25 protein-coding genes are annotated in these 23738 nt (G+C 64.6%); all 25 read right to left on the bottom strand.

Features of this window, described 5'->3' with window-relative positions; all coding sequences use genetic code 11:
* Position 1: 1 nt before the first annotated feature.
* The 25 genes from E4T66_RS03700 to E4T66_RS03820 all read right to left on the bottom strand — a co-directional run bounded on the left by E4T66_RS03700 (position 2) and on the right by E4T66_RS03820 (position 23726).
* Positions 2-742 (bottom strand): flagellar motor protein, encoded by a 741-nt coding sequence (locus E4T66_RS03700; protein ID WP_136847568.1) that lies wholly within the window; start codon positions 740-742, stop codon positions 2-4.
* Positions 735-2696 (bottom strand): chemotaxis protein CheA, encoded by a 1962-nt coding sequence (locus tag E4T66_RS03705; protein WP_136847569.1) that lies wholly within the window; start codon positions 2694-2696, stop codon positions 735-737. Before E4T66_RS03705 ends, E4T66_RS03700 begins: the two co-directional genes overlap by 8 nt.
* Before the next feature lie 15 nt (positions 2697-2711).
* Positions 2712-3431 carry a protein phosphatase CheZ gene (locus E4T66_RS03710; RefSeq protein WP_136847570.1) on the bottom strand — a complete coding sequence of 240 codons (720 nt, stop codon included), beginning with the start codon at positions 3429-3431 and terminating at the stop codon, positions 2712-2714.
* Positions 3428-3820: a chemotaxis response regulator CheY gene (locus tag E4T66_RS03715; protein ID WP_136847571.1), complete on the bottom strand. Its 393-nt coding sequence runs from the start codon at positions 3818-3820 to the stop codon at positions 3428-3430. Before E4T66_RS03715 ends, E4T66_RS03710 begins: the two co-directional genes overlap by 4 nt.
* A gap of 64 nt (positions 3821-3884) precedes the next feature.
* On the bottom strand, positions 3885-4634 hold the full coding sequence (locus E4T66_RS03720) for an RNA polymerase sigma factor FliA (RefSeq protein WP_136847572.1): 750 nt from the start codon (positions 4632-4634) through the stop codon (positions 3885-3887).
* Complete coding sequence (locus tag E4T66_RS03725) at positions 4631-5545, bottom strand: MinD/ParA family protein (protein ID WP_136847573.1); 915 nt, start codon at positions 5543-5545, stop codon at positions 4631-4633. The genes E4T66_RS03720 and E4T66_RS03725 overlap by 4 nt, the downstream gene beginning before the upstream one ends.
* Positions 5532-6830, bottom strand: coding sequence for a flagellar biosynthesis protein FlhF (gene flhF, locus E4T66_RS03730; protein WP_136847574.1), 1299 nt, complete (start codon positions 6828-6830; stop codon positions 5532-5534). The genes E4T66_RS03725 and flhF overlap by 14 nt, the downstream gene beginning before the upstream one ends.
* 27 nt (positions 6831-6857) lie before the next feature.
* Complete coding sequence (flhA, locus tag E4T66_RS03735; protein ID WP_136847575.1) at positions 6858-8909, bottom strand: flagellar biosynthesis protein FlhA; 2052 nt, start codon at positions 8907-8909, stop codon at positions 6858-6860.
* Positions 8910-9199: 290 nt separating this feature from the next.
* Positions 9200-10357: a flagellar biosynthesis protein FlhB gene (gene flhB, locus E4T66_RS03740; RefSeq protein ID WP_136847576.1), complete on the bottom strand. Its 1158-nt coding sequence runs from the start codon at positions 10355-10357 to the stop codon at positions 9200-9202.
* Between the two features lie 9 nt (positions 10358-10366).
* Positions 10367-11140, bottom strand: coding sequence for a flagellar biosynthetic protein FliR (gene fliR, locus E4T66_RS03745; RefSeq protein ID WP_136847577.1), 774 nt, complete (start codon positions 11138-11140; stop codon positions 10367-10369).
* Positions 11141-11151: 11 nt separating this feature from the next.
* Positions 11152-11421 carry a flagellar biosynthesis protein FliQ gene (gene fliQ, locus E4T66_RS03750; protein WP_136847578.1) on the bottom strand — a complete coding sequence of 90 codons (270 nt, stop codon included), beginning with the start codon at positions 11419-11421 and terminating at the stop codon, positions 11152-11154.
* Positions 11418-12191, bottom strand: coding sequence for a flagellar type III secretion system pore protein FliP (gene fliP, locus E4T66_RS03755; protein WP_136847579.1), 774 nt, complete (start codon positions 12189-12191; stop codon positions 11418-11420). The genes fliQ and fliP overlap by 4 nt, the downstream gene beginning before the upstream one ends.
* The gene (gene fliO, locus E4T66_RS03760) at positions 12188-12574 is read right to left on the bottom strand and encodes a flagellar biosynthetic protein FliO (protein ID WP_136847580.1); all 387 of its coding nucleotides are present in this window, start codon (positions 12572-12574) and stop codon (positions 12188-12190) included. The genes fliP and fliO overlap by 4 nt, the downstream gene beginning before the upstream one ends.
* Before the next feature lie 15 nt (positions 12575-12589).
* Positions 12590-12928 (bottom strand): flagellar motor switch protein FliN, encoded by a 339-nt coding sequence (gene fliN, locus E4T66_RS03765; protein WP_136848047.1) that lies wholly within the window; start codon positions 12926-12928, stop codon positions 12590-12592.
* Positions 12929-12939: 11 nt separating this feature from the next.
* A complete protein-coding gene (gene fliM, locus E4T66_RS03770) occupies positions 12940-13941 on the bottom strand; it encodes a flagellar motor switch protein FliM (RefSeq protein WP_136847581.1) in 1002 nt (333 codons plus the stop codon).
* Positions 13942-13954: 13 nt separating this feature from the next.
* Positions 13955-14491, bottom strand: a complete 537-nt coding sequence (locus E4T66_RS03775; RefSeq protein ID WP_136847582.1) for a flagellar basal body-associated FliL family protein — start codon at positions 14489-14491, stop codon at positions 13955-13957.
* 170 nt (positions 14492-14661) lie between these two features.
* Complete coding sequence (locus tag E4T66_RS03780) at positions 14662-16068, bottom strand: flagellar hook-length control protein FliK (protein WP_248679471.1); 1407 nt, start codon at positions 16066-16068, stop codon at positions 14662-14664.
* Entirely contained in the window at positions 16068-16529 is a 462-nt protein-coding gene (gene fliJ, locus E4T66_RS03785) for a flagellar export protein FliJ (protein ID WP_136847584.1), read from the bottom strand. Before fliJ ends, E4T66_RS03780 begins: the two co-directional genes overlap by 1 nt.
* A 21-nt stretch (positions 16530-16550) precedes the next feature.
* Complete coding sequence (gene fliI / locus E4T66_RS03790) at positions 16551-17942, bottom strand: flagellar protein export ATPase FliI (RefSeq protein WP_136847585.1); 1392 nt, start codon at positions 17940-17942, stop codon at positions 16551-16553.
* Positions 17939-18571: a FliH/SctL family protein gene (locus E4T66_RS03795; RefSeq protein ID WP_136847586.1), complete on the bottom strand. Its 633-nt coding sequence runs from the start codon at positions 18569-18571 to the stop codon at positions 17939-17941. The genes fliI and E4T66_RS03795 overlap by 4 nt, the downstream gene beginning before the upstream one ends.
* The gene (fliG, locus tag E4T66_RS03800) at positions 18571-19557 is read right to left on the bottom strand and encodes a flagellar motor switch protein FliG (protein ID WP_169577504.1); all 987 of its coding nucleotides are present in this window, start codon (positions 19555-19557) and stop codon (positions 18571-18573) included. Before fliG ends, E4T66_RS03795 begins: the two co-directional genes overlap by 1 nt.
* A 60-nt stretch (positions 19558-19617) precedes the next feature.
* The gene (gene fliF, locus E4T66_RS03805; protein WP_136847588.1) at positions 19618-21267 is read right to left on the bottom strand and encodes a flagellar basal-body MS-ring/collar protein FliF; all 1650 of its coding nucleotides are present in this window, start codon (positions 21265-21267) and stop codon (positions 19618-19620) included.
* Positions 21268-21295: 28 nt separating this feature from the next.
* Positions 21296-21628: a flagellar hook-basal body complex protein FliE gene (gene fliE, locus E4T66_RS03810; RefSeq protein WP_136847589.1), complete on the bottom strand. Its 333-nt coding sequence runs from the start codon at positions 21626-21628 to the stop codon at positions 21296-21298.
* 225 nt (positions 21629-21853) lie between these two features.
* Positions 21854-23350: a sigma-54 dependent transcriptional regulator gene (locus tag E4T66_RS03815; protein WP_136847590.1), complete on the bottom strand. Its 1497-nt coding sequence runs from the start codon at positions 23348-23350 to the stop codon at positions 21854-21856.
* Positions 23343-23726: a response regulator gene (locus E4T66_RS03820; RefSeq protein WP_136847591.1), complete on the bottom strand. Its 384-nt coding sequence runs from the start codon at positions 23724-23726 to the stop codon at positions 23343-23345. The genes E4T66_RS03815 and E4T66_RS03820 overlap by 8 nt, the downstream gene beginning before the upstream one ends.
* Between the last annotated feature and the right edge of the window lie 12 nt (positions 23727-23738).

Genomic DNA, 23738 nt, shown 5'->3' on the forward strand with positions numbered 1-23738 from the left:
TCTAGTGCAGATAGCCTTTGAGCTTGGATTCAATGTTGCGCGGGTTTTCGCCCTGCGAAATCGAGATCAGACCTTCGATGGTCATTTCGCGGATGCGCGTCTGCTCGGCAATCGTCGATTTGAGCTTGGCCGCGATCGGCAAAAAGAACAGATTCGCCGAAGCGATGCCGTAGATCGTCGCCGTGAAGGCCGCAGCGATACCGTGTCCGAGCTTGCTGGGATCGGCCAGATTCTTCATGACTGCCATCAGTCCGAGCACGGCGCCGATGATGCCCAGGGTCGGCGCATAGATGCCCATGCCTTCGAAGACCTTGGCACCCTGCTGATCAAAATGTTCACGCGTCTGCAGTTCGACTTCGAGGATGTTGCGGATCGCGTCCGGCTCGGCGCCGTCGACCAGCATCTGCAGGCCCTTCTTGATGAAAGGGTCGGATTCCGCCTCGACCGTTCCTTCAAGCGCCAGCAGCCCCTGCTTGCGTGCGATGCCGCTCCATTCAACGATGCGTTCGATCAGACCCTGCGCGTCATGCTGCGGTGGCTTGAACGTCCAGCGCACGATTTTCATGGCGTGCTTGAAGGTGCTGACCGGCGTATGCAGCATGATCGCCGCCAGGGTGCCGATCAGCACGATGACGAACGCAGCCGGATTCACCAGACCGCCGACACCGGCGCCCTTGAGGATGCTGCCGCCGACGATGGCGAACAGTGCAAGCACCACGCCGATGACGGACAGCTTATCCATTTGCTGCTTCCAGCCGGCTGACCGGCGTCATTCCTGTGCGGATCAGCACACGCCGATAGGCATCGACCAGCCCCGGGAACTCAAGAATCAGCGCCACGCGTCCATCCGGCAACACCGTCGCCGCGGCCACGCCAGGCGTACCACGCAGCGTGCTGCCCAGGGGTTTGATCACGATTTCCTCGCGCCCCACCACTTCGCGCACCACAAATCCGTAGCGATCCTCACCGACCTGCGCGACGACCACGTGCCGCGGTTCCTGCGTGGACTCGGTCGCCAGCCACGGATCCAGATAAATCAGGCGCAGGGTGTCGCGCCGCGTCAGCACCACATCCCAGCGGTCCAGCTTGCTGATCTGATCCGGTCGGAGTTCGAACACGTCCTGCACCGGTGCCAGCGGCAAGGCGAACTTGCGCCCTTCCGCACGCACCATCAGTGCCGACAGGATTGCCAGCGTCAGCGGCACGCGAATATGGACGGAACTGCCGAACCCGATCCGCGACTCGATGCGGACGCTGCCATTGAGCGACTTGATCCGCGACATCACCACATCCATGCCGACACCGCGACCAGACAGATCCGATACTTCTTCCTTGGTCGAAAAGCCGGGCAGGAATACCAGCTGCAGACATTCGTCGTGACTCAGCTGTGCGGCTTCGGCGGCGCCCAGCAAGCCCTTCTCAATGGCCTTGCTGCGGACACGCTCGGAGTCAATGCCGGCACCATCGTCACGCACAGTGATCAGGATATGGTCACCCTCCTGCTGTGCCGACAAGGTCAGGTGCCCTGCCGCCGGCTTACCGCGACGCATGCGCTCTTCCGGCATTTCAATGCCGTGATCGACGCTGTTGCGCACCATGTGCACCAGCGGATCGGCCAGCGCCTCGACCAGGTTCTTGTCGAGATCGGTGTCCTCGCCCTGCAACTCGACCTCGACCTGCTTGCCCAGACCGCGCGCGACGTCGCGTGCGATCTTCGGGAAGCGAGAGAACACTTTGCGGATCGGCTGCATGCGCACCTGCATCACCGCGGACTGCAGACCGCGAGTAATGAAGTCCAGCTCACCGACCGCACGGGCAATATCCGCTGCGGTCGCATGACGCTCGCGCAGATCCTTCAGTCGGTTGCGCACGAGAACCAGCTCGCCGACCAGATTCATCATCTTGTCGAGGCGCGCGATGTCAACGCGCACGGTGGTCTCGGTCGGCGGGCCCGCGACTGCCGATGGAGCCGCCACGGGTGTGGATGACGCAGCGGCCGGCTTCGGCTCAGGGCTGATTGCAGGCGCCGCGACAGCGGGCGCAGCTGCAGGCACGGGCGCCGGGGCCTCGACCGCTGTCACTGCAACGCCAGGCGCACTGCCCTTGCCGTGCAGCTGATCGAGCAGCGCCTCGAATTCGTCATCAGTGATGGTGTCGCTGGCAGCCGGGGCTGGCGCCGGTGCAGGCTCAGCCTCCACGGCTTTCGACTTGCTGGACCGGCGCCGCGTCTTCTTCGGAGCGGCGGCGGTGGATTCGACGTTGTCGGTCACCTCCACGGGCGCAGCGGGTGCTGCGGCTGCCGGTGGCGTCGGGGCATTGAGGGCACGCAGCCGCTGCAGCAGTGCCGGCGCCGCCGGTGCCAGCTGCTGTCTCGCGGACACCGCATGCATCATGGACTGCACGGCATCCAGTGCCTGCAGCATTGCGTCCATCAACTCGGCATCGACCTCTCGTTTGCCGCTGCGCAGCTGATTGAACACATCCTCGGCGACATGACACAACTCGACCAGTTCCGGCAGATCGAGAAAGCCGGCACCGCCCTTGACCGTGTGGAAAGCGCGAAAGATGTCATTCAGCAGCGCGACGTCGTGCGGCCGGCTCTCCAGCTCGATCAGCTGTTCACCCAGACGCTGCACCAACTCACCGGCTTCGGTGAGAAAGTCTGCGCGGATCTCGTCGTCGACATCGTGGCTCATGAATTTTGCAGTGCTCTAGAAGCCCAGGCTTGCCAGCAGTTCGTCGGCATCCTGCTGACTGGCCGATGGATCGGAGCCAGGAACCGCAGGACCCGGCAACTCTCCGGTCAGCGCCTTTATCGGCCGACTCGGGGCTGACTGAAGGCCACCGCCAGCTGCACGCAGCAATTCCAGAAGAGCGGTCTCAACATTCCGGACAAGCGTGATCACGCGACGGATGATCTGGCCCGAAATGTCCTGATACTCCTGAGCCTGGGCCAGCTCGGACAGCGTCTGGCGCAGGTAGGCACCATGCGTCCTCAACGTCGCTCCGACCTCGGCGATCAGCACGCCGACGTTCGCCACATCCGGGGGCGCGACCGCAAGCACGTTCTCGGCTTCGCTCAGATGAGACACCGCCTCTTCCAATCCGACGGTAACGGTGCGCGCCTGATCGACCAGATCCAGCGTGCGGTGCGCCGCGGTTTCGGTGACCTTCATCACGTAGTCGAGGCGACTGCGCGCATCGGGGATCTCATCACCGGCAAACGTCGCCAGCTGCTCATCCAGCCGAAGATTGACCACGGCCTGATGCAGGCCGCGGGTCAGTCGCGCGACGTGGGCAAACAGCGACTCGTCGTGACTGCGCACAAGCGCAACCATGCCGGCGTCAACCGCGGCATCGTCATCACGATCGATGGCTTCGAGCAGATCGCGCAGCCGGGCTGACAGCTGCGCACGCAGATCCGCGTTCACGCGGTTTCTGCCGCACGCTGGAAGATCTTGTCCATCTTCTCCTTCAGCGTCTGCGCGGTAAACGGCTTGATGATGTAGCCGTTGACCCCGGCCTGAGCGGCCTGAATGATCTGATCGCGCTGCGCTTCAGCCGTGACCATCAACACCGGCGTCTTGGCGATACGGGCATCGCCGCGAATATTGCGCAGTAGATCGATACCGGTCATTCCCGGCATGTTCCAGTCGGTCACGACAAAATCGAAATTGCCCGACTGCAGCATCGGCCACGCCGTATTGCCGTCGTCGGCTTCGGTCATGTTGGTGAAGCCAAGGTCCGTCAGAAGATTCTTGACGATTCGCCGCATCGTCGAGAAGTCGTCGACGATGAGAATGCGCATGTTCGTGTCCATCAGCCCTCCATGGGCGCGTCAGCGCCACTGTTCCAGTTGAAAATCATCATTGCGTCACAGCGGGTCAGGCCGCCGCGCCGACTTCACTCCAACCCTGCAGGCGTGCGCGCAACCGCGTCAGCGCCTGGCCGTGGATCTGGCAGACACGGCTTTCGCTGACATTGAGTACCGCACCGATCTCGCGCAGGTTCAGCTCGTCGTCGTAGTACATCGACAGCACCAGACGCTCACGCTCCGGCAAGGTGTCGATCTCGGAAGCCAGTACCTGCTGAAACTCGTCGTGCTGCAGATGTTCGACCGGCCCCGCGGCATCGTCGGGCGCATCCAGCGTCTCGTCGCCGTTGTCACCACCGGCATCCAGACTCAGAACCTGGCAGCGAGCAGCGTCCTGCACGATCTCGCGGTACTCGCCGAGCGAAATCTCCATGCGCTCGGCCACTTCGGATTCGCGGGCCTCGCGCCCGGTCTCCTGCTCGATCTTGCGGATCGTCTCCGACACCTCGCGCAGACGCCGGTGCACCGATCGCGGCGCCCAGTCGGTCTGGCGCAGCTCGTCGAGCATCGCACCGCGGATGCGGATGCCGGCGTAGGTCTCAAACGATGCGCCGCGATCACCCGAGTAGTGCCGCGCTGCTTCGAGCAGTCCGATGACACCCGCCTGGATCAGGTCGTCGACATCGACGCTCGAGGGCAGGCGCGCGGCCAGATGATGCGCGATGCGCTTGACCAGATCGGCGTGACGCTTGATCAGATCGGTTTCGGTCATGGGTGCAGCCGCTGCTGCCGCAGCGCTGAATTGCGGATATCCGCTCATGCTGTTGCCTCCATCGCCGCACCGCCGGAGCCGGCGCTACTGTTGTCGCGCACCAGGCGTTCGACAAAGAATTCGAGATTGCCGCGCGCGCCTTCGGGCAAGGCCCAGCCTGCGGCACGCTTGGCCAGGGCGCGGTAGGCCTGGGCACTGGGTGAGCTCGGGTAGGCATCTACCACCGAGCGCTGACGCCGTACCGAGCGCTTGAGCCATTCGTCGTACGGAACGGTGCCCATGTTGCTCAGGGTGACATCGAGAAAACGCTCCGACACGCGGCGCAGATTCTCGAAAATCTCCCGTGCTTCGGCGGCGTTGTGCGTCTGGTTTGGCAGCACGTGGACCCGCTTGATGCCGTAGTCGCGGTTCAGCACCTTGATCAGCGCATAAGCGTCGGTGAGCGACTGCGGGTCGTTGGTGACCACGACGATGACTTCCTGCGACGCCTGGCTGAAGGTGATGACACTGTCGGCGATGCCGGCTGCGGTATCGACGATCAGCGTGTCCAGCGGACGATGCAGATCGGAGAATGCGCGGACCAGACCGACATGCTCGGCCGGCGACAGCTCTGCCATGTTGCGTTTGCCGCTCGAGGCCGGCACCACCATGATTCCGGCAGGCCCCTCAAGCAGTGTGTCTTCCAGCGTGCACACACCATCGAGCACGTGCGACAGGTTGTAGGTCGGTTGCAGGCCCAGCATCACATCGACGTTGGCCAGACCGAGGTCGCCGTCGAGCAGCATCACCTTGCGGCCGTCCAGCGCCATCGAGATCGCGAGATTGACCGACGTCGTGGTTTTGCCGACGCCGCCCTTGCCGCTGGTGACCGCAATCACCTGGACCGGCTTGTTGGCGCGCAGCCGGCGCAGACCGGAGGCCTGCTGACCGCTATGACTGGACATCTCAGAGGCCGGCATGTGCGACTCCGAATTGCAGGGCAAGGGTGCTGTCGTCGATCGTCGCCGGCGCCTGACGCGCCAGCTGCATCGCGCGCAGCACAAGTTGGTCGGGTTTGGCTTCGTGCAGGTCTTCCGGCACGCGCTGGCCATCGCAGAGGTACTGGATCGGCAGGTTGTGCCGGATCATTGCGGACAGTGCGCCCCCGATGCGGGTGGCCTCGTCGACCTTGGTCAGCACACAGCATTCAGGACGCGCCACGCCGAAGTGATGCAGCACATCCTCCATGTCGCTGGCCTGCGCGGTTGCCGCGGCGACCAGCCAGGTGCGAATCGGACGGCGCGCGGCCTTGAGCTCGGCGAACTGCGCGACCAGCTTGCGGTCACGCGGCGCCATGCCGGCGGTGTCGATCAGCACCAGGCGGCGATCCGCCAGCCGCGCCAGCACCGTGCGCAATTCCGTGTCGTTGGCGGCGGTCTGCACGGGAACGCCGAGCAGACGGCCGTAGGTGAAAAGTTGTTCCTGCGCACCGACGCGATAGTGATCGGTGGTCACCAGCGCGAGGTCGCGAGTGCCGTGCTTGGCGGCGTACCGCGCAGCCAGCTTGGCGATCGTTGTGGTCTTGCCGACACCGGTCGGACCAACCAGGGCGATCACGCCACCGTCTTCGATTCCCTTGCCCTGCGGCACCGGAATGCGACGCGCCAGCAGGCCCAGCGGCAGAAAGCGAGCGCGCTCGGCATCGGTGTCCGCCGGCAGCTGATCGACAATTTCTCGCGCCAGTTTCGGATGCAGACCGATACTGGTCATCACCCGCAATGCCGCCATGCGCTCGGGCTGACGTTCACTGAGATCGCGCCAGACCATGCCGGCAATCTGTTGTTCGAGCATCTTGCGCATGCCGCCAAGTTCGCGGCGCAGCTGCTGCACCTCCGGAGCCGGCATCGGCAGCGCGGCGGTGCCGGCCGTCGTTGAGGACGGGATCGGCCGCGGAGCAGCACTGGGCGGCGGCGTGGGAGCCGGCTTCAGCGTCGGCGCAACCGAACGACGGATGCGTGACGCCGGCGCACCGGACTTGTCGGCAGCCGGCGCCGGCGGTGGCGCTGCTGGCGCCGGCGCGGCCGGGGCTTCTTCGCGACGCATCGCGGCCTGCATCAGTGCCGCGTCGTAATCGGTGGCGGCGACGACTTCGATACCGCCGCTGACCCGCCGGTTCGACAGGATCACCGCATCCGCGCCCTGCTCTTCACGCACCATGCGAATCGCTTCCCGCATGCTGCCTGCCACAAACCGTTTGATCTTCATGTCCCTTGATGCTCCTCGCCGACCCGATTAACTGACCGCACCGACCATGCGAATCTGCTTGTCGTCCGGCACCTCGTCGTACGCCAGGACATGCAGTCCCGGAATGGTTTGCCGCGTGAAACGCGCCAGCAGCGGCCGCAGCGGCGGCGGAACCAGCAGTACCGCGGGCTGACCCGTGGTCTCCTGTTTGCGTGTCTGATCGCTGAGTGATCGATGCATGCGTTCCGCCAGTCCTGGTTCAATCGCCGAGCCACCGCTCTTGAGGCTGTCCTGCAACACCTGTTCCAGCGTCGGCGACAAGGTCATGACCGGAATTTCAGGAGCCAAGCCGTTGATTTCCTGAACGATCTGCCGGCCGAGTGCGATTCGAACCAGGCCTGACAGAACGACGGGATCCTGACTCTTGGGACCATGCTCGGCGAGGCTTTCGGCGATCACGCGCATATTGCGGATCGGCACCCGCTCGGCCAGCAGGTTCTGCAGCACCTTGACGAACACCGCCAGTGGCAGAACCTTGGGCACCAGGTCTTCGGCCAGCTTCGGCGCACTCTTGGCCAGCTGCGTCAGCAGCGACTGCGCCTCGTCATGCCCCATCAGCTCATGCGCGTAGCTCTTGATCACGTGCGACAGATGCGTGGCGATGACAGTGGAACAATCGACCACGGTGTAGCCCAGCGACTGCGCATGTTCGCGCGCGCCCTTGTCGATCCAGACGGCTTCGAGGCCGAATGCGGGATCCCGCGTCGCAATGCCATCGACCTTGCCGAACACCCGACCCGGATTCAGCGCCATCTCGCGTTCCGGATAGACCTGGCCTTCCGCAATCGGCACGCCATGCACCAGCAGGCGGTATCCGGACGGTTGCAGTTCCAGGTTGTCGCGGATGTGGACCGGCGGAATCAGGAAGCCCATCTCCTGCGTCAGCTTCTTGCGCACACCCTTGATCCGCGCCATCAGCTCGCCACCCTGACGCGTGTCGACCATCGGAATCAGGCGATAGCCGACTTCCAGGCCCAGCACGTCGTCATTCGGCACGTCCTCCCATGACAGCTCGGCCGGTGGGGCCGGCGGCGCTTCGGGTTCCGGCGCCTCTGCTGCAACCTGACGGCGCCGCACCATGACCCAGGCGCTGACACCGCAAACCGCCGCGAGCAGCAGAAACACCACGTTGGGCATACCCGGAATCATGCCGACGATGCCGAGCACGCCGGCGGTCACCGCGAGTACGCGCGGCGAACTGAACAACTGCGCGACGACCTGTGTGGACATATCGGCCTGACGCGACATGCGCGTAACCAGCACCGCAACCGCGGTCGACACCAGCAGCGCCGGAACCTGCGCAACCAGACCGTCACCGATGGTCAGCAGCGTGTAGACCTTCGCGGCCTCGCCGATCGCAAGGCCGTGCTGCATCGTGCCGATCAGCAGGCCGCCGACGATGTTGATGACCAGAATCAGGATGCCGGCCAGCGCGTCACCGCGGACGAACTTGCTGGCGCCGTCCATCGAACCGTAGAAGTCCGCCTCCGAGCGCACGTCCTCGCGGCGGATCTTGGCCTCCTCGCGTGTCAATAATCCGGCATTCAGATCGGCGTCAATCGCCATCTGGCGTCCGGGCAGTGCGTCAAGAACAAAGCGCGCGGAAACTTCCGACACGCGCTCGGCACCCTTGGTGACCACCATGAAGTTGACGATGGTCAGGATGACGAAGACCACCAGACCGACCGCATAGTTGCCACCGATGACGAATGCGCCGAAAGCCTCGATCACGCGCCCAGCCGCAGCGCCGCCCTCGTGCCCGTTGAGCAGCACCACGCGGGTCGACGCCACGTTCAGAGCCAGACGCAGCAGCGTGGCGAACAGCATGACCGTGGGGAAGGCGCTGAACTCCAGTGGCCGCATCACGTAGATGACGCTGAGCAGAATCACGATCGACAGCGTGATATTCATCGTGAACATCAGGTCGAGCACGGCCGGCGCCAGCGGAATCACCATCATCGCCAGAATCGACATCAGCAGCAGCGGCGCGGCAAGGCCGCTGCGTCTTATCGTTTCCAGTCGTGCCAGAAAGTCAGCCATGCCTGCTCATCACCGTGATCGTTCCCGTCGATTTCCGCGGCGCCAGAACTCCGACGCCGGCTTGCCACTGCGGGGACTTTTGCAAGCCGTGTTCCACGAGGATTGACGCTTGGCGCTGACGAACGGTCGCGTCAACGTGGCTCGGTGAGCGCAGAGGCCCGACGGCAGCGCCGCGACGACACGAAGCCCGATACACGGCCGCCCCGCGTCAGCAGGACCGGAACAACTACTGCGCCTGACGCTCAAGAGGGCCTACGGTGGTTTACGCAAGCGCGGTGCGCGTCAACAACTCACCCGTCTGTATCCGGGGGCACTTCCGGATCAGGTTCGCCGCCCGGGACATCGTCGATCCGGGGCGGGGTCGGCTTTGCGCCCGTACGCAGCCCCGCCTGCAGGTCGCGCAACTGGTAGACGTAGCTGAGGACCTGGGCAACCGCCGAGTACAGCGCGGCTGGAATCTCGTCGCCGATCTGGGTATTGCGATACAGCGCGCGCGCCAGCGGCGGCGCCGACACCAGCGGTATCTTGTGGCGGCTCGCCAGCTCACGAATGGTCGTGGCGATCAGGTCACGTCCCTTGGCGACGACGCGCGGCGCGCGCATGTTGCGGTCGTATTTCAGGGCGACGGCGTAATGCGTCGGGTTGACCACCACCACGTCGGCGGTGGGCACGTCTTCCATCATCCGGCGCTGCGCGATTTCCTGCTGAAGGCGCCGCAGGCGGCCCTTCACTTCCGGGCTGCCCTCGGCTTCCTTGTATTCCTGCTTCAGGTCCTGCTTGGACATGCGCAGTTTCTTGGCGTACGACCACAGCTGGTACGGCGCATCGATCAGCGCCAGCAGCAGCAGGCCGCCGCACATCCAGCTGAGGCAGTTCAGGCCCAGCTGCAGACCATGCGCCATGGCCGGACCCAGCGGCTCGCGGCCCAGCGCCATGATCTGATGCAGGTGCCCGGTGACATAGATCGCGGCGACGGCGCCGAGAAGGGTGGCCTTGGCCAGCGCCTTGCCCAGTTCCACCAGGCTGTTGCTGGAAAAAATCCGGCCAACGCCGGTAATCGGATTGAGTCGCTTGAAATCGGGATTCAGCGCCTTGCCGGACAGATTCCAGCCGCCGAGCATCAACGGCGCGGCGATGCCCGCAAGAAATCCCATCGCCAGCAACGGCATGACCAGTGAAAAGGCACGACCGACTTCCGTGCCGAATGCGCCCACCATGCTTCGGGGATTGCGCAGCAGCAACGGGTCCACCGTCAGCGCCTGTTGCATCCAGTCGGCAGCACCGCCGGCCAGCGATGCGGAGATCGTCATCAGGGTCATCAGACCACTGGCAACCACCACGAACGACGCCAGTTCACGCGACCGCGGAACCTCACCACGTTCGCGCGCCTCACGAATGCGTTTGGGTGTGGCGCGTTCGGTTTTGTCCTGGCTGCTGCTGTCGGACATCGGCGTGACCTAGCGTATCCGCAGCAAGGTGGCGAGAACTTCCCAGGCATGATCAAACAGCGCGATCGTGCCCTCCTGGATCGCCGGCATGCCGGCACGAATCAACATCAGGCCGGCCGCCAGCGTGACCGGAAAGCCGACCGCAAACAGGTTCAGGGTCGGCGCGCTGCGGCTGATCACGCCCATTGCCAGATTCACCACCAGCAGCGCAATCACCACCGGCAGCGCCAGCTGCAGTCCGCCGGAGAACACGGTACCGCCGAAGCCCAGCAGCATGGCGACATCCGCGCGACCGAGCCCGGCCGCGACCGGCAACGTCGTGAACGACCGCGCCAGCATTTCAATCAGGATCAGGTGGCCGCCCAGCGAAATGAACAGCAGGGTCGTCAGCAAAGTCAGAAACGTTCCCAGCACCGGCGTGGTCACACCGCGCAGCGGATCGGCCAGCTGCGCAAAGCCCAGCCCCATGCTGTAGGACACCAGTTCCGCGCCGAGCACCACCGCTTCAAACACCAGCAGCAGCACAAAACCGGCGGAGACGCCGATCAGCAGTTGCTGCATCATCGTCAGTAGCCAGGCGCCGCCGAAGGTGGCCTGTGCCGCAGCACCCGGTAGCAGCGGGGCGATGATCAGAGTCAGCAACACGCTGAGCAGCACACGGATCCGCGGCGACACCATCCGCGCGCCGAGGACCGGAGCGATCGCCATGACGCCGCCGACGCGCACGAAGACCCAGAAGTACTGCTGCATCCAGGCCATCAGCTGGGCTTCGGAGAACTCCACGCGAGGCGCGCTCAGTGCAGCATCGCCGGAATGCCCCGCACCAGCGCCACGGTGTACTCGCTGAGCATGCGCAGGATCCAGGGGCCGGCCAGCACCGCTGCAGCGGCCATGCCGAGCAGCTTGGGAATGAAGCTGAGCGTCATTTCGTTGATCTGCGTTGCGGCCTGGAACACACCGATCAGCACGCCGACGATCAATGCGGTCAACAGCAGCGGCGCGGCGATCAGAATGCCCAGCGACAAGGCGTCACGGCCCAGAGTCAGGACTTCTTCCGGCGTCATGGTGTGTACGCCTGAAAAGAAGCCGCCAGCGTGCCGGTCACCAGAGACCAGCCGTCCACCAACACGAACAGCATCAACTTGAACGGCAGCGAAATCAGCATCGGCGACAGCATCATCATGCCCATGCTCATCAGGACACTGGCCACGACCAGATCGATGATTACGAACGGGATGAACAGCATGAAGCCGATCTGGAACGCGGTCGTCAGCTCGGACGTCAGAAATGAGGCGGCCAGCACCGGGAACGGTACATCGTCCGGCGAGGCGAATGGACCCTTGCCGGCCATCTTGGCGAAGCTCATCAGATCCGCCTCGCGGGTCTGCGCCATCATGAAGTTGCGCAGCGGCTTGGACGCCGCCTGTACTGCCGGCTCGAATGCAAGCTGCCCATCCATGTACGGCTGCACCGCATCGGTGTAGACCCGATCCAGGACCGGCGACATCACGAAGAACGTCAGGAACAACGACAGGCCGATCAGCACCTGATTGGTCGGCGTCTGTCCGGTGCCGAGTGCCTGGCGCAGCAACCCGAGCACGATGATGATGCGGGTGAACGCCGTCGTCGCCAGCAGCGCCGACGGCAGCAGCGTGAGCATCGTCATCAGCAACAGCACCTGGATGCTGAGGCTGTATTCGGTGCCGCCGCCCGCGCCCGGATTCGCGGTCACTGCCGGCAGACCCGGCACGTTCGCGGCCAGACCGGGTGCGCTCCACAGCAGCAGCGCCGGGATCACGGCAAGCAGCGACCATCCCAAGGTACGGCGGCTCATGAGCGCGGCTCGCGGCGCAACAGCTGATTCAGTTTTTCGGCAAAGGCCGGCGCGACGGTTTGCGGCGCAGAGGCCTGCACCACCGGCTGCTCGAAGGTATGCAGCAGATTGACACTGCCGCTGGCCACGCCGACCAGGAACTGCTGGCCGCCGGCTTCGAGGATGACCACACGCTCCTTGGTCCCGAGCTGGATGCCGCCGTGCACGCGCATCAGCGCGCCGCGCGCCAGTGGCGTGGACTGCAGGCGGCGCACCAGATACGCCAGTGCGAAGATCACCAGCAGCACGATCACCAGGCTGCCGATCATGCCGATCGCGCTGCTGGCGCTGCCCACCGCGGCTTCCGCTACGGCCGGGGAACTTTGAGCCAATGCCGTATCCATGGCGGGGCCGTCCGATTAGCGCAGCTTGCGGATGCGTTCAGCCGGGCTGACCACGTCGATCAGCCGGATGCCGAACTTGTCGTTGACCACGACAACTTCGCCGTGAGCAATCAGCGTACCGTTGGCATAGACGTCCAGCGGCTCGCCCGCGGCACGTTCAAGTTCGACCACCGAACCCTGGTTCAGCTGCAGCAGATTGCGGATCGGCACGCGTGCGCGCCCGACTTCCATCGACAGCGTCACCGGCACATCGAGGATGACGTCGAGATTGACATCGCCGCCGCTCGGGTTGGGCGTCGACTGGTCATCAAGGTGCTCGAAATTGGCGCGGGCCGGCTCGGCCCCTGCTTTCATGCTCTGGCTGCTCATGCGGCCTCCCGGGAAGGTGTGGAAACAGGTTTGCGAATGACTTCGGTGATACGCACAGCGTTGTTGCCGCCGCTGACCCCGAAGGTGCCGCGGAATACCGGCGTGCGCTCTACGCACAGCTCCAGCGTCTTCGGCATCTGGAACGGAATGACGTCGCCGGCCTTGAGTTGCGCCAGCTTGCGCAGCGAGATCGTGACGCGCGCCAGTTCGGATTCGAGTTCGACATCGGCGTCCTTCAACTGCTCACGCAGTGCCATGGTCCAGCGCTCGTCCTTGTCGGCGCGGTCGGACTGAATGCCGGCGTCGAGCAGATCGCGGATCGGCTCCAGCATCGAATACGGGTAAGTCACATGCAGATGCCCGACCCCGCCTTCCAGTTCAATCTTGAACTTGGAGACGACGACGATCTCGCTGGGCGAGACGATGTTGGCGAAATGCGGGTTGACCTCGGAATTGAGGTATTCGAAGTCGAGCTTCATCACCGGCGACCAGGCTTCCTTCATATCCTCGAAGGCCTGCTTCATCAGCAACTGCACCACACGCATCTCGGTCGGCGTGAACTCGCGCCCTTCGATCTTGGTGTTGATGCGGCCGTCACCGCCGAAGAAATTCTCGACCACGGTGAAGACCAGCCGAGGTTCGAACACGAACAGACCGGTGCCGCGCAGCGGCTTGACCCGGATCAGATTCAGATTGGTCGGCACGAACAGTGAGTGCGTGTACTCACTGAACTTGGCGGTCTCGATGCCGACCACCGTCAGCTCCGGTGAGCGCCGCAGCATGTTGAACAGCGAAATGCGGAACAGGCGCGCAAACCGCTCGTTGATCATTTCCAGCGTCGGCATGCGACCGCGCACGATGCGGTCCTGCGACGTGAAATCGAATGTGCGCGCTTCGCCCGGCGCGGACGGTGGCGGCCCGGTTTCGACGTTGCCGCTGTCGACGCCATGCAGCAGTGCGTCGATTTCGTCTTGTGACAGCAGGTCTTCGGTGGACATGGTCGTTACGGCCTCACTGCATGACGAAGCTGGTGAAATACACCGCGTCGATGCCGGTCTTGCCCGTCTCTTCCAGGATGATGCGCTGGACTTCGGCCAGCACATCGGCCTGCAACTTCTCCTTGCCTTCGCGCGTTGCCAGATCCGCGGCACGCTGCTGACCGAGCAGCAGCAGCAACGCGCTGCGCAGGCGCGGCGCGTGATGTTCCAGATCCTTGATCAGATCGGCATCGCGCGTCATCACCTGCACCTGTACCTGCAGGAAGCGCTGCGAACGCGCGTCTTCGAGATTGACCACAAAGGACGGATCCAGCGCGAAATAGTTTGCCGGCGACTTCGGCACTTCAGGTTTGGCATCGGCATGCTCGGCACCGGGCTCGCCGGATTCCGGAACGGCCTTGTGCAGCACGAACCAGCTGACTCCGCCGGCGCCGGCCACTGAAAGCAGTACTGCGAACAGCACCACCCACAACATGCCACGACTTTTCTTGGCAACCGGCTTGGCCGCCGGTGCGCCGTCATCGTCCATGGAATCGGCTGCTGAGGCCATCGTGTGTCACTCCCGACTGACTGGTATCTGTCAGGCCTCGGAGCAAGTCCTGTTCCAGGCCGGGTCAGTCGGTGAAAACCGTCTTGGAACGCGGTTTTGCGTTCAGGGACGGAATTCCGTCAGCGATTTTTGCGCGGGCGGCGCCGGAAAGCCGTCGCCGCCCCGGCAGCTCAGACGTAGGCGTCAACCAGCGCGACGCGGGTGATCCGGCGACGTCCACCCGCGTTCAGCGGCGCTGCTGTGGCGGAACTTGCACGCGCTTCGGCGTCGGTACTGCTGCGGCGTGCGCCGTCGACCTGCGAACGGGTCAGCTGCAAACCACTGCTGTTCAGAAGTTCTCTCAGCTGGGGCATAGCCTGATTCAGCAGGCTTCGCGTCGCTGCTTCCTGCGCGACAAACAGCACCTGCGCCTGATCCCCGCGGGTTTCGATCCGCACGGTCAGCTGTCCCAGCTCCGCCGGATGCAGTTCAATGCTGGCTTCGGAGACATCCGCATCGAGCTGCCACAGGATGCGCTCGCCCAGATCGGCCATGGCGTCCGGATGATCCAGCAACAGAGGGTTTGAAACGTTCGCCATGGTCGGCAGCGTCGGGGTCGGGGTCGGCGCGACATGCACCGGCGCCGAGCTCGCCGCGGCCATCGCCGGCAAGGCACTCATGTCGACGGCCGCGGCTGGCGTGGCGCCATCCGGACGCAGCGCGGCGGCAAGCTGTTCGATACTGCGGGCGAAATCGGGCAACGCCGGCGCCTCGCCGCCCGGCTGCGCTGTCGCGGCCAGACGCAGGTCGTCGCCCCTGGGCAGCGCGGGCTTGTCGATGCTGACATCGGTCGGCGGAGACGCTTCCTTGGCGCCGCGGGCGGACAACGCGACGGCCTGACGCAACGCGGCTTGCAGCGGAGCGCGCAACAGTTCGGTCGGTGCCTGCGCTTCGGCGTCGGTCGTCAGGACTGTAGCGTCCTGACCCGCCGACGCGGTGCTCGCTGACAACGCACCGAGAATCCACTCCAGCGAACGCACGGCTTCGGCACTGATGTCCAGTGGCGTCTGGGCGGCCGTCGGAGGCGTCGCAGCGGGTGCGGCGTCGGACTCCCCGGCGGTATCCGCGGCAACGGCGGCGTCGGCAGCAGGCGACGCATCCGCTGCTGCGGCAGGGTCCGCCGCAGTCGCCGCATCCAGGCCGAGCTGATCTGCAGGCGCGTTCGCGTTGGCATTTTGCGACGGCCCGGCTTGCACACGCTGGCGCCGCCCTGCTGAACCAGCCGCAGGCTCGGACGATTCGGTCAATCCAGCGGCATCATCCGAGAATGCAGCTGACGTCTCTTCGGACGTCCCCGCAGCAGCGGAGGTTGCTGCCCGGTCATCTTCGGCAGCGCCGGGCGCGGTGCTTGGATGGTCCACAGGGGCTTCCGCAGCAGACGTTGCCGCGCGTTTCATGCCGGCATCCGTGCTTGCCGGCCCTCCCTGCAGCAATGCCGCAAAACTGTCCGGGGCATCGGCCGCGCCGGCACCGCGCTGACCCGCTCCGCGAGCGCCCGTTCCCGCGCCGACCGCAATGCCGCTGGCGGCGCCGGCCATCACGATGCCGTCTCCGTGTCCGCGTCACTTTCACTGACACAGAACTGGCGCACGGCGAACTCATCCATGCGCTTCTGATCGATACGCTCGTCGACCAGGCGTTCGCGCCGCCGGTAGCAGTCGGCCAGCTGATCCAGCGTCGACACATCGCGACGCGTCAGCAGCCAGCGCGCGCGCTCGGCATCGCAGTCCCGCCGGGCCTGCTCGACCAGAGTCTGCTGCACCGCAACCGCCTCGCGCAGCCGCCCGACAAACTGATGCCGGTTCAGCAGCAGCACCGTCGCTGGCGCCGACTGCGGACGGTCGTACTCGGACACGTAGTTCTGCAGTTCACGCAGGCGACGTTCGCGTTCCCCGAGGACGCGCTGACGATCCAGCAGCAGCTTCGACGCTTCTTCCTCGCGCGACTCCGCGAGCTGCTGCAGGGGTTCGATTCTCTGCGACGCGCGAGCTTGGCTCATGCACGGGCTCCTGGATTCGGGTTAGGACGACTTTGGCGTCGCCGGCTTGGCTTCGGCGCTGGCGAGCAGGTTGAACAGGGCGTTGCGGCCTTCATCGAAAGCCGAGGCCTTGTCCACGCTCTGGCGCAGGAATTCTTCAATTTGCGGCCACTTGGCGATGGCCATGTCGACACGCGGATCGGCGCCTTTCTGATACGCGCCGATGTTGATCAGATCGCGATTGCGCTGATACGCCGAGAACAGCGCGCGGAAACGCCGCGCCGCCTGCAACTGCTCGGGCGATACCACGTCCTGCATCACGCGCGAGATCGAGCTTTCGATATCCACGGCCGGATACAGGCCGGAGTCGGCGATCGAGCGCGACAACACGATATGTCCATCGAGGATGCCGCGCGCCGCGTCGGCGATCGGATCATTGGGATCGTCCCCTTCGGTCAGCACCGTATACAGCGCGGTGATCGAACCACTGCCCTCGACGCCGTTGCCGGCACGCTCGACCAGACCCGGCAGCCGTGCGAACACCGAAGGCGGGTAGCCGCGGGTCGTCGGCGGCTCGCCGACGGCCAGACCGATCTCGCGCTGGGCCTGGGCAAAGCGGGTCAGGGAATCCATCAGCAGCAGCACGTGCCGGCCCTGGTCGCGGAAGTACTCCGCGATCGCCGTCGCGGTATACGCCGCACGCAGGCGCAGCATCGGTGAACGGTCGGCCGGAGTGGCCACAACGACCGATCGGCGCAGACCTTCGGCGCCGAGGTTGTGATCGAGAAAATCGCGTACTTCGCGACCGCGCTCGCCGACCAGGCCAACCACGATCACGTCGGCGGCGGTATAGCGCGTCATCATGCCGAGCAGCGTCGACTTACCGACGCCGGTGCCGGCAAACAGGCCAAGGCGTTGGCCGCGTCCAACCGTCAGCAGGGAGTTGATCACCCGCACGCCGACATCCAGCGGCTTGGTGATCGGATCACGCTCCAGCGGATTGATGGCATGACCATAGAGGCGCTGATGGCGATCGCAGGACAAGCGGCCGCGGCCATCAATCGGGCGCCCTTCGCCGTCGAGTACGCGTCCCAACAGGGCGTCACCCACCTGGACTTCGGCGGCGCGGCCCGACGGCACCACGCGCGCATGCGGCATCAGGCCGCGCATTTCGCTGGTCGGCATCAGGAACACGCGATCGCCGGAAAAGCCGACCACCTCGGCTTCGACACCGCTACCGTCGCTGTTGGCGATCCGCGCGCGTGCGCCGATCGGCAACTGACACCCGGTGGCTTCCAGCGTCAATCCGACCACACGCTGCAGATGCCCTTCGACCACAAAGCCCGGCGCCTGCTCCGCGAGCATCGCCTGCGCCCGCATCCGCGCGCCGTAGCGGCGGCTTGCGGCCACATTCCATTCATTCGCCGTGCTCATGCCGAATCCCCTCCGCTGAGCGCCAGCGCCACCGCCCGCACACGACTGTCGACGCGCGCGTCAATCAGCGCGGATTCGGTGATCACACGGCAGTCGCCGCGTTCCAGCGTGGTATCCGGCACGATGCGAAAATCCTTGACGTCCGGCGACGGCACGATGCGATCACGCAGCAGCGCTGCATCTTCCGGATGAACCTGCAGGCGCACTTCGCGCAGCCGCGGCGGCAACGCATTCAGCGCGTCGCGCACCATCTCGACCACGGCTTCCGGCTGCGTCTCCAGTTCGGCGCTGAGGATGCGACGCGCCACGCTCATGGCCAGTTCGACCAGCGCGCGCTCGACTTCCTCATCCAGATGCGCCAGCGGCCGCGCCATGTGTTCCAGCAGCGACTGCAGCCGCTGCGCCTGCGCCAGCGCAGCCTTCTGGCCGACCGAATGGCCCTCGCCATGACCGCGCTGAAATCCTTCCTGATACGCCGCTTGTTCGATCTCGTCGAGCTGCGCAGCGGTGTGCGGCGTTCCCTGCCCTGCGGTCGGAAACACCGGAATTTCCCAGCGTGCTGCCAGATCGCCAACCTGTTCGGCCGACAGCACGCCAACGTCATCGATTGCAGAAGCTTGTCGGCTCATCAGACCATCTCGTCGCCTTTGCCGCCGAGCACGATCGTGCCGGCGTCAGCCAGCCGCCGGGCGGCAGCCAGAATTTCCTTCTGCGCCGCCTCGACGTCGGACACCTTGGCCGGCCCCTTGGCCTCCATGTCTTCAACCAGCATCTCTGCGGCACGCTTGGACATGTTCTTCAGCATCTTTTCGCGCACGCGCGGATCGGCGCCCTTGAGCGCAAGACCCAGGGTGTCGCCGGCGATCTCGCGCAGCAGCGTCTGGATGCTGCGATCGTCCACTTCCAGCAGGTCGTCGAACACGAACATCAGATCCTGGATCTGCTGCGACAGCACCTGGTCGGCCTCGCCGATCTTGCCGATGATCGCCTGCTCGGTCTGGGTATCCATCAGATTCAGAATCGTGGCCGCCACCTTGACGCCGCCGACACTGGACGATTTCAGATTGCTGCCACCGGTGAACTGCTTTTCCATGATCTCGTCGAGCTCGCGCAGCGCGCTTGGCTGGATTCCGTCCAACCGCGCGATGCGCATCAGCACATCGGTCCTCATGCGTTCTGGCAGTTGCCCCAGAACGTCAGCCGCCTGATCCGAATCCAGATAGGCCAGCACGATCGCGACGATCTGCGGATGCTCATTGCGCACGATGTCGGCGACTGCGCGCGTTTCCATCCATTTCAGCGCCTCGAGACCCTTGCTGTTGCCGCCGAGCAGGATGCGATCGATCACGCCCGAAGCCTTGTCCTGGCCCAGCGCGTTGACCAGGACGCGACGGACATAGTCATCGGCGCCGATGCCCAGCGAGGTCTGAGCCTGCAGTTCGTCAACGAAGTGATCCATCACCTCGTCCGCGCGTTCACGCGAAACGTTGGTCAGCGACGCCATCGCGGCGCCGACCTTCTGCACGTCCTTGGCGCCCATGTGCTTGAGCACCTCGGCCGCTTCGTTTTCACCCAAGGACAACAGCAGAATCGCGGCGCGCTCAACGCCGGTGATCGGTTGCGGCGCCGCCTTGGCTGCCTTGGCCGCTTGTGCGGGAACCTGAGCCATGTCCGCTTAGGCCTCCTGCCCGACCCAGGTCTTGACCACCTGAGCAACGCGCTTGGGATCCTGTGCCACGGCGCTGCGCGCCGCCTGCAGCTTCTGTTCATAACCACTTTGCGGCACCGGCATCGTATGCTGCGGCGCAGCCAGTGCCACGCGGTCTTCGGCCAGCGCGCGCGCCGACGGCTCAACCCCGATCGCCTCAGGCATCGGTCCGCCTTGCGGCATGGCCCGCAGCGGCGTTGCCAGGAAGGCCCGCAGGACCGGACGCAGCACGAACAGCACTACCAGCATCGCCAGCAGCCAGCCGCCGATCTGACGCGCAATGCTCAGAATCTCCGGTTGCTTCCACAGCGGCAGCGGTTCCATCGGTGCGATTTCCGGCTGCAGGAACGAGGCGTTCTGGATGCTGACGCTATCGCCGCGCTGCTCCTCGAAGCCAACCGCCTCGCGGACCAGGGAATTCACCTTGGCCAATTCCTCGTCCGACAGCGCCACCAATTCAGTTTCACCCGGTGAGCCGGCCTTCGGGCGCGGCACATGATCCAGCAGTACCGCGACCGAGAGCCGGCGGATCTTGCCGGTGGACTGCCGCGTGTGACTGACGGTGCGATCCAGCTCGTAGTTGCGCACGGTCTGGCGCGACTGGTTCTGCACGTCGGCATCGCTACCGGCAACCACCGAGTTCAGAGGTGGATTGGCACTGGCCTGCGGCGGCTGATTGCTGGTGGCACCTGGCACTCCGGCACCGCCCGGCGCAGCACCACGCGTAGTGTCTTCAACCACTTGCTCGCTGCGCACCTTGGCCGGATCCGGCGCGTATTGCTCGCGCGCTTCCTCGGTTTCGGAAAAGTCGATATCGGCCGCCACCTGCGCGCTGACCCGCCCAACGCCGACCAGCGGCAGCAGCAGTTCGTTGATGCGGCGCACATAGTCACTCTCGACGCGACGCACATGGTCCAGTTGCTCGGCACTGCGCGCGGCGGACGAATCACCGTCTTCGTTGCTGAGCAAGCGTCCAAACTGATCGATCACCGTCACCGCGGACGGTGTCATGCCGGAGACGCTGGATGCCACCATGTGTACGATCGAGGCAACCTGGTTCTGCTCCAGCGTACGGCCGGGCTGCAGATCGACCAGTACCGAAGCACTGGGCGTGTCGCCGCTGCGCGTGAACGCCGACGGCTTGGGGATCGCCAGATGCACCCGTGCCGAGCGCACCGGCTGCAAGCTCGACACCGAACGCGCCAGCTCGGTTTCCAGCGCATGCTGGTAGCGCGCGTTCTCGATGAACTGACTGGTGCCGAATCCCTGGTCCTGCTGAATCATCTCGAAACCGGTTTCACCGGCACGCGGCAGTCCCTGTCCGGCCAACGTCAGCCGGGCGGCGTTGAGCTGTGTCGCCGACACCGCGATGGTGCCGCTGCCCGCCTCGAAGCGGAACGGGATATCGGCCTGACGCAGTGCCGTCACGGTTTCTGAGGCGTCGCGATCGCTCAAACCGTTGAACAGCGGTACGTAGGCTGGATCCTGCGACCAGCGGAACAGCCACAGGCCGGCTGCCACCGCGCCCGCAATGCCGACGAGCAGCAACAACTGGCGTAGTGCCGGATGATCCTTGATCTGCGATACGTTGGATTTGACGACAGCGGTGTTGGCCATGGCTCAGCGTTCTCGATACAGGGCCGGATCAAATCGGCATGTTCATGATGTCCTGATACGCGGACACCAGACGGTTACGAACTTCAGTCATCGCACGAAAGCCGACTTGCGCCTTGGCCGAAGCCAGCATCACGTCGGCCAGCTCCACGCTGCGATCACCGCGCGCGAACGATTCCTGCAGTGCCGATGAAGCCTGCTGGGACTGGTTGACCTCGTTGACCGCGTTCTTCAGCAGCGACTCGAAACCGGCCTTGTGCGTCGACGCGGCTTCGGTGGCTGCCGGCGCGATCGGTCGCAGCGCCGCCTGCGACTGCAGGTTGCGTATCTGTGCGAGCACCGAGCTGACATCCATATTGCTCATTGCGTTGTCCGATCCGATAACGGGTTTGGCCAGACCCCGAGCAACTTCTGTTCCCGACCGCTCCAATCCGCAAAAACCCATGTGCAAAAGGGCTTTCAAGAGGATTCGTCAAACTAATGGCGGACCTCTCGCGCTGTGCTGCGACAAATCTCCGACACCGGGCTGCCGACATGAAAATGCCGGCACTGGGCCGGCATCGGAGATGACGTGTGACTGCGATGCGCGTCATTCGCCGTCCTGCAACTCGTCGCGCGACAAACCGTACTTGCGCAGCTTCTCGACCAGCGTCGTGCGACGCGTGTTCAACAGCTTCGCCGCGTGGGCAACCACGCCGCCCGCCTGCGCCAGAGCCTGGCGGATCAGGGTCAGTTCGATCTGTTCGATGTGGTCCTTGAGATTGACACCTTCGGGCGGCAGCTCGTGCTCCGGGTGACTGGCATCGACCACGATTTCACGATCGTCGTCCTCTGCGATCAGCGGCAAATTCGCCGCCGTTGTGGTCACACGACCGGTCGATGCCTCGCGGCGCGCCTCCACCACCATCGGTACGGCCTGTTCCAGCGGCGGGTTCACCTCGCGACTGCGATAGCGCTGCGGCAGCTCGGCGACACCGACCGTAGCGCCCGGATGCAGCACCGCCAGACGCTCGATCAGATTCGACAGCTCGCGCACGTTGCCCGGCCAGTGATAGGCGCGCAGAACATGTACGGTGTCAGCAGACAGACGGACTGATCCATGGCCGCTGCGCTCCAGCGTCGCAATCAAGTCGTCGATCAGCAGCGGCAGATCTTCAATGCGCTCACGCAGCGACGGCATCTCGATCGGAAACACGTTCAGTCGATAGAACAGATCTTCGCGGAACGTGCCCTTGATGATGGCGTCCTCGAGATTGCGATGCGTCGCAGCCACGATGCGGACATCGCACTGCGAGCTGCGGTTGGCACCCACACGTTCGTAGGTCCGCTCCTGCAACACGCGCAGGATCTTGACCTGCATCGACAGCGGCATGTCGCCGATCTCGTCGAGAAACAGCGTGCCGCCGTCGGCCATTTCGAAACGGCCCTTGCGCGCGGTGATCGCGCCGGTGAATGCGCCCTTCTCGTGGCCGAACAATTCGCTTTCCAGCAGTTCATGCGGAATCGCGCCGCAGTTGACCGCGACAAACGGCTTGTCCGAGCGTGCCGACTGCTCGTGGATCGCCCGGGCTACCACTTCCTTGCCGGTGCCGGACTCGCCGGTAATCAGCACGGTGGTGTCAAAACCGGCGACCTGCTCGATCATGCGGCGCACACGGCGCACCGCGGTCGAATTGCCGGTCGGCCCGCTGCGGTGTACCGCAACGGAAACTTTTTCCAGGGTCAGCAGGCTGGCGCGTCGCAGCAGCTCCGACAGCTGCGCGTAACGCACCGGGGTTTCCAGCGAATAGCAGGCACTGCGGTCCATCGTGCTGCGTTCGAGCACGACGTCAAAATAGGGTTGCAACACCAGCAGCGGCGGATGCAGACGATCCTGGCGCAGCCACTGGGTGAACTTGAGCAGAGATTCGATCTCGACCTTGCCGACGATCACCGCAGCCCAGTCCCGCGGCTTGCTGGAGGACAGATCCAGCTCGGCGCAGTCGCTGACGAGGACGGCGCGGTGATCAATGAATTCCAGCACCGTGCGCAGGCTTTCGGCACGCTCGGTGTCCGCATCGACGATCAGTACACGGGCTTCAGACATTGGACTGCTCCCTGATCAGGCGCTGCACGAACTCGATCACTTCGGTTTCGTACTGCTGCTTGTTGACGAAGCCTTCGGCGCCGACCTGTGCAACGAACTCGCGATGTGCGGGATCGTCGTAATGCGAGGCGATGATGATGATTGGCGGATCATCCTGTGCCTTGATCAGGCGTGTCGCCTGGAGTCCGCCCATGCCGGGCATCGCCAGATCCATGATGATCAGATCGGGCTTGAGCCGGGCGGCGCTTTCGACCGCCTGGAATCCGTCAGCGGCTTCGCCGATGACTTCGATCTCGGGACATTCGGAAAGCAGGTGTCGCGCGAGCACCAGAAAGGGTCTGTTGTCGTCGACCAGCAATGTCTTCAGTTTCGTCATGCCCCACTCCGA

Source organism: Sinimarinibacterium arenosum (assembly GCF_005047655.1).
Taxonomy (GTDB): Bacteria; Pseudomonadota; Gammaproteobacteria; order Nevskiales; family Nevskiaceae; genus Solimonas.

Excerpts from the sequence above, each read along its gene's own strand:
- fliI (WP_136847585.1), bottom strand. The coding sequence starts at position 17,942 with ATGAGCACGGCGAATGAATGGAATGTGGCCGCAAGCCGCCGCTACGGC.
- E4T66_RS03780 (WP_248679471.1), bottom strand. The coding sequence starts at position 16,068 with ATGGCCGGCGCCGCCAGCGGCATTGCGGTCGGCGCGGGAACGGGCGCT.
- E4T66_RS03795 (WP_136847586.1), bottom strand. The coding sequence starts at position 18,571 with ATGAGCCGACAAGCTTCTGCAATCGATGACGTTGGCGTGCTGTCGGCC.
- E4T66_RS03820 (WP_136847591.1), bottom strand. The coding sequence starts at position 23,726 with ATGACGAAACTGAAGACATTGCTGGTCGACGACAACAGACCCTTTCTG.
- flhF (WP_136847574.1), bottom strand. The coding sequence starts at position 6,830 with ATGAAGATCAAACGGTTTGTGGCAGGCAGCATGCGGGAAGCGATTCGC.
- E4T66_RS03705 (WP_136847569.1), bottom strand. The coding sequence starts at position 2,696 with ATGAGCCACGATGTCGACGACGAGATCCGCGCAGACTTTCTCACCGAA.
- fliM (WP_136847581.1), bottom strand. The coding sequence starts at position 13,941 with ATGTCCACCGAAGACCTGCTGTCACAAGACGAAATCGACGCACTGCTG.
- fliQ (WP_136847578.1), bottom strand. The coding sequence starts at position 11,421 with ATGACGCCGGAAGAAGTCCTGACTCTGGGCCGTGACGCCTTGTCGCTG.
- fliF (WP_136847588.1), bottom strand. The coding sequence starts at position 21,267 with ATGGCCAACACCGCTGTCGTCAAATCCAACGTATCGCAGATCAAGGAT.
- fliE (WP_136847589.1), bottom strand. The coding sequence starts at position 21,628 with ATGAGCAATATGGATGTCAGCTCGGTGCTCGCACAGATACGCAACCTG.
- E4T66_RS03775 (WP_136847582.1), bottom strand. The coding sequence starts at position 14,491 with ATGGCCTCAGCAGCCGATTCCATGGACGATGACGGCGCACCGGCGGCC.
- flhA (WP_136847575.1), bottom strand. The coding sequence starts at position 8,909 with ATGGCTGACTTTCTGGCACGACTGGAAACGATAAGACGCAGCGGCCTT.
- E4T66_RS03720 (WP_136847572.1), bottom strand. The coding sequence starts at position 4,634 with ATGAGCGGATATCCGCAATTCAGCGCTGCGGCAGCAGCGGCTGCACCC.
- fliP (WP_136847579.1), bottom strand. The coding sequence starts at position 12,191 with ATGAGCCGCCGTACCTTGGGATGGTCGCTGCTTGCCGTGATCCCGGCG.
- fliN (WP_136848047.1), bottom strand. The coding sequence starts at position 12,928 with ATGAAAGCAGGGGCCGAGCCGGCCCGCGCCAATTTCGAGCACCTTGAT.
- fliJ (WP_136847584.1), bottom strand. The coding sequence starts at position 16,529 with ATGAGCCAAGCTCGCGCGTCGCAGAGAATCGAACCCCTGCAGCAGCTC.
- flhB (WP_136847576.1), bottom strand. The coding sequence starts at position 10,357 with ATGTCCGACAGCAGCAGCCAGGACAAAACCGAACGCGCCACACCCAAA.
- E4T66_RS03715 (WP_136847571.1), bottom strand. The coding sequence starts at position 3,820 with ATGGACACGAACATGCGCATTCTCATCGTCGACGACTTCTCGACGATG.
- E4T66_RS03815 (WP_136847590.1), bottom strand. The coding sequence starts at position 23,350 with ATGTCTGAAGCCCGTGTACTGATCGTCGATGCGGACACCGAGCGTGCC.
- fliO (WP_136847580.1), bottom strand. The coding sequence starts at position 12,574 with ATGGATACGGCATTGGCTCAAAGTTCCCCGGCCGTAGCGGAAGCCGCG.
- E4T66_RS03700 (WP_136847568.1), bottom strand. The coding sequence starts at position 742 with ATGGATAAGCTGTCCGTCATCGGCGTGGTGCTTGCACTGTTCGCCATC.
- E4T66_RS03725 (WP_136847573.1), bottom strand. The coding sequence starts at position 5,545 with ATGCCGGCCTCTGAGATGTCCAGTCATAGCGGTCAGCAGGCCTCCGGT.